Below are 3,608 nucleotides of genomic sequence, written 5' to 3' on the forward strand. Positions count from 1 at the left end.
GGGCTCGCCGCCGGCCGGGCCGCCGGCGCGGCGACCGCGGCGCTGCGGGGCCTCGACGGGGACCTGCGGCCCGCCGGCCTGACCGGGCTGACGGCCCTGCTGGGGCTCGCCGCCGCGGTCAGACCGGGCGGGTCATGACGACCAGTCCCGGGCCGGGGTCGCCGTCGGCGACGAACCCGGTACGGACGTAGAAGGCGATCGCCCGGGCGTTGCCCGGCTCCACCTTCAGCGACAGGGTGGCCGAGCCGAGTTCGCGCGCGGCCGCGACGACGGCGTCGACGAGCGCGTCGGCCAGCCCGGTCCCGCGCGCGTCGGGATGGACCCACATGCCGTAGAGCTGCCCGTCGCCGTCGTCACCGGTCCGCCAGCAGGCGGTGCCGACCGGCTGGTCGCCGTCGAAGGCTCCGAAACGGACGTGCTCGGCCAGGACCGCCCGCCAGGCGGCCGGTTCCATGGCCGCCTGCTCGCGGTAGAAGTCGCTGTCCTCACCGAAGCCGTCCCGCACCGAGGCGAGTCGGGCTGCGCGGGCCGGCTCCCAGTCGTCGGGCCCGAAGCGCCGCACCTGCAGTTGCACGGCGTGACGCTAGCGCGGAACCGGCATCCGTCAGGATGTCGACAACCGGCGGATGTGGTCAGCCGGTCGTCGTGCCGCCGGGGCCGTAGTGCCGGGGCGTGAACACGACGGTCGCGCCGCCGCGCTCGACCGCCCGGGTCGTCGACGAGCCGACCACCACCAGGGTGCGCATGTCGACCTGCTCCGGGTCCAGCTCGCCCAGCGTGGTGACGACGATCCGCTGCCCGGCGCCGCCGACGTCGCGTCCCAGCACCACCGGGGTCTCCGGTGCACGGTGCTCCAGCAGCACGTCACGGGCCGCGCCGACCTGCCACGGCCGGGCCTTCGAGCGCGGGTTGTAGATCGCGATCGCCAGGTCCGCCGCGGCCACGGCACGCAGCCGGTCCGCGACCACGTCCCACGGCTTGAGCCGGTCGGACAACGAGATCAGGGCGTGGTCGTGCCCCAGCGGGGCACCGACGGCGGCCGCCACGGCCTGCGCCGCGGACATGCCGGGCAGCACCCGGACCGGGACGTCGTGGTACTTCGGCTCCGCCGCCACCTCCAGCACCGCGGTCGCCATCGCGAACACCCCCGGGTCCCCGGCGGAGACGACGGCGACCCGCCGCCCCGAGGCGGCCAGGTCCAGCGCGTGCGCCGCCCGCTCGGACTCGACCTTGTTGTCCGAGGCGTGCCGGGTCTGACGCGGGTTCGGCGGCACCCGGTCCAGGTAGGGGCCGTAGCCGACGAGGTCGTCCACCTCCGACAGGGCGCGGGCGACCTGCGGGGTCAGCCAGTCCCGCCCGGCGGGACCGGTCCCGACCACGACGACCTCACCCGGCCCGCGCACCGACCGCTCCTCGGCCGCCGCGCCTCCGGGCTCCGCGACGGACCCGACGGCCTCCTCGGGCACCGAGGCGGCGACCTCACCGGGGACCAGGGCGATCGCGAAGTAGGGCACGTCCGAGGGATCCACGTCGGACAGCGAGCCGGTCCGCTGGCCCTCCATCGTGGCCCGCTCGACGTAGCGGGCCCGGTCGAGCACGCCGGCGTCGGCCATCGCCCCGCGGACCGTGGTGAAGGTGCGCCCGAGCTTCATCACCGCCGCCGAGTCGGTGCCCGCGAGCCGCCTTGCGAGCTCCTCGCGGGGCAGCGTGCCCGGCAGCACGGTGAGCACCTCGTCGCGCTCCACCAGCGGCTGCCCGATCGCCGCGGCGGCGCCGCTGATCGAGGTGACGCCCGGGACGACCTCGGTCGGGTAGCGCCCGGCCAGCCGCTTGTGCATGTGCATGTAGGAGCCGTAGAAGAGCGGGTCGCCCTCGGCGAGCAGCACGACGTCGCGGCCCGCGTCGAGGTGCGCGGCGAGCCGGGCGGCGGCCTCGGTGTAGAACGCGTCGATCGCACCCTGGTAGCCGCCGGGGTGGTCGGTGGCCTCGGTGGTGACCGGGTAGACCAGCGCCTCCTCGATCGCGGTGCCCGACAGGTGCGGTTCGGCGATCCGGCGCGCGATGGAGCGGCCGTGCCGGGCCGAGTGGTAGGCGATGACGTCGGCGTCGCGGACGAGCCGGGCGGCCTTGATCGTGGTCAGCTCGGGGTCGCCCGGACCGAGGCCGACGCCGTAGAGGGTGCCTGTCACGCTGTGCTGCTGCGCGGCACTCGCACGCTCGTTCACGCGATGATCTCCTGCTCGTGGGCCAGCGCGTTCAGCGCCGCCGCGGTGATCGCCGACCCGCCACGACGGCCGTGGACGACGAGGTGCTCCAGGTCGGTCCGCTCGGCGAGGGCGGCCTTGGACTCGGCGGCGCCGATGAACCCCACCGGGATGCCGATGACCGCGGCCGGGCGGGGTGCGTCGCCGCGGTCGATGAGGTCCAGCACGTGGAACAGCGCGGTCGGGGCGTTCCCGATCGCGAGCACCGCGCCCTCGAAGCGGTCGGCGAGCAGCTCCAGCGCGGCCGCGGACCGGGTGTTGCCGATCCGCCGCGCGTGGTCGGGCACCCGGGCGTCGCGCAGCAGGCAGAGCACCTCGTTGTCCGCGGGCAGCCGGGCGGCGGTCACCCCGGAGGCGACCATCATCGCGTCGCACAGGATCGGGGCACCGGCCCGCAGCGCGGCGCGTGCGGCCGCGACGACGCCGTCGGAGGCGGCGATGTCGTCGACGAGGTCGACCTGGCCGCAGGCGTGGATCATGCGGACGGCGATGTCGTCGACGCCGGGCGGGAGCCCGGAGAGGTCGGTCTCCGCGCGGATCGTCGCGAACGAGCGGCGGTAGATCTCGTTGCCGTCGGTGATGTAGTCGTACCCGCTCAGCGGAGCTCCTCGGTCGTGATCGTGTGTCCGTCGATGACGTAGGTGCCCGGCCCGGTGGCCACGGCGTCGCGGTGCGCGGCGTGCGGGGCGCCGCAGCGGCGGGCGCAGCCGACGACGTGCAGCATGTCCGGCCCCGCGCCCGTCCGCGGGCCGCCCCGGCCGATCAGGTCGAGCGCATGGGCACGCACGTCGGCCAGGGACTTCGCGCAGCCCGGCGATCCGGCGCAGGCGCTCACCCGCAGCGCGGGGTGCCCGGGGTCGACGACGAGTCCCGCCCCGGCCAGCCGGTCGGCGGCACCGGCTGCCGGGGTGGGCAGCACGAGGGTGCGCCACGGGGTGACCAGCAGCCCCGGGGCCTCACCGGCCAGCACGTCGAGCTGCGCGGCCGAGAGCTGCCCGAGCAGGGGCGCGACGCCCAGTGCCCCGCCGTCGGACACGCCGACGAGCACGTTCCCGCCCTCCGCGCGGCGGGAACGTGCTGATCGACCACCGGTGTCGCCCGCGGACCGGGCTCCGGGTCCCGACGCGGGCGTCGTCCTGCGGCCGGAGAGCCGGGCCGGGATCCCGGTCGCGGCCCCGGGCAGCTCCGCGGCGCGCCAGGCCCGCGCGGCCGGGTCGGCGGGCCGCTCGGCGGGGGGGACACGTCCCCGCCGGTCGCGACCTGGCCGACGCCGCCGCTGCCGCCGTAGTTGTAGTGGTACTGCCGGCCGCCGCCGCCCAGGAAGATCGGGACGAAGGCGAAGCC

At 76.4% G+C, this 3,608-nt stretch carries 4 protein-coding genes; all 4 read right to left on the reverse strand.

Annotated features, from left to right (window positions below):
- Positions 1-118: 118 nt before the first annotated feature.
- The 4 genes from NH602_RS29310 to NH602_RS29325 are packed head-to-tail and all read right to left on the reverse strand — an operon-like array spanning position 119 to position 3,312.
- Entirely contained in the window at positions 119-574 is a 456-nt protein-coding gene (locus NH602_RS29310) for a GNAT family N-acetyltransferase (RefSeq protein ID WP_253069503.1), read from the reverse strand.
- Between the two features lie 58 nt (positions 575-632).
- Complete coding sequence (locus NH602_RS29315; protein ID WP_179762798.1) at positions 633-2,189, reverse strand: precorrin-2 C(20)-methyltransferase; 1,557 nt, start codon at positions 2,187-2,189, stop codon at positions 633-635.
- A 32-nt stretch (positions 2,190-2,221) separates the two neighbouring features.
- Positions 2,222-2,863 (reverse strand): precorrin-8X methylmutase, encoded by a 642-nt coding sequence (locus tag NH602_RS29320; RefSeq protein WP_073577137.1) that lies wholly within the window; start codon positions 2,861-2,863, stop codon positions 2,222-2,224.
- On the reverse strand, positions 2,860-3,312 hold the full coding sequence (locus tag NH602_RS29325) for a hypothetical protein (protein ID WP_253069504.1): 453 nt from the start codon (positions 3,310-3,312) through the stop codon (positions 2,860-2,862). The genes NH602_RS29320 and NH602_RS29325 overlap by 4 nt, the downstream gene beginning before the upstream one ends.
- Positions 3,313-3,608: the final 296 nt, after the last annotated feature.

The sequence above is a fragment of the Pseudonocardia sp. McavD-2-B genome (assembly GCF_024124365.1).
Classification (GTDB): domain Bacteria; phylum Actinomycetota; class Actinomycetes; order Mycobacteriales; family Pseudonocardiaceae; genus Pseudonocardia; species Pseudonocardia alni.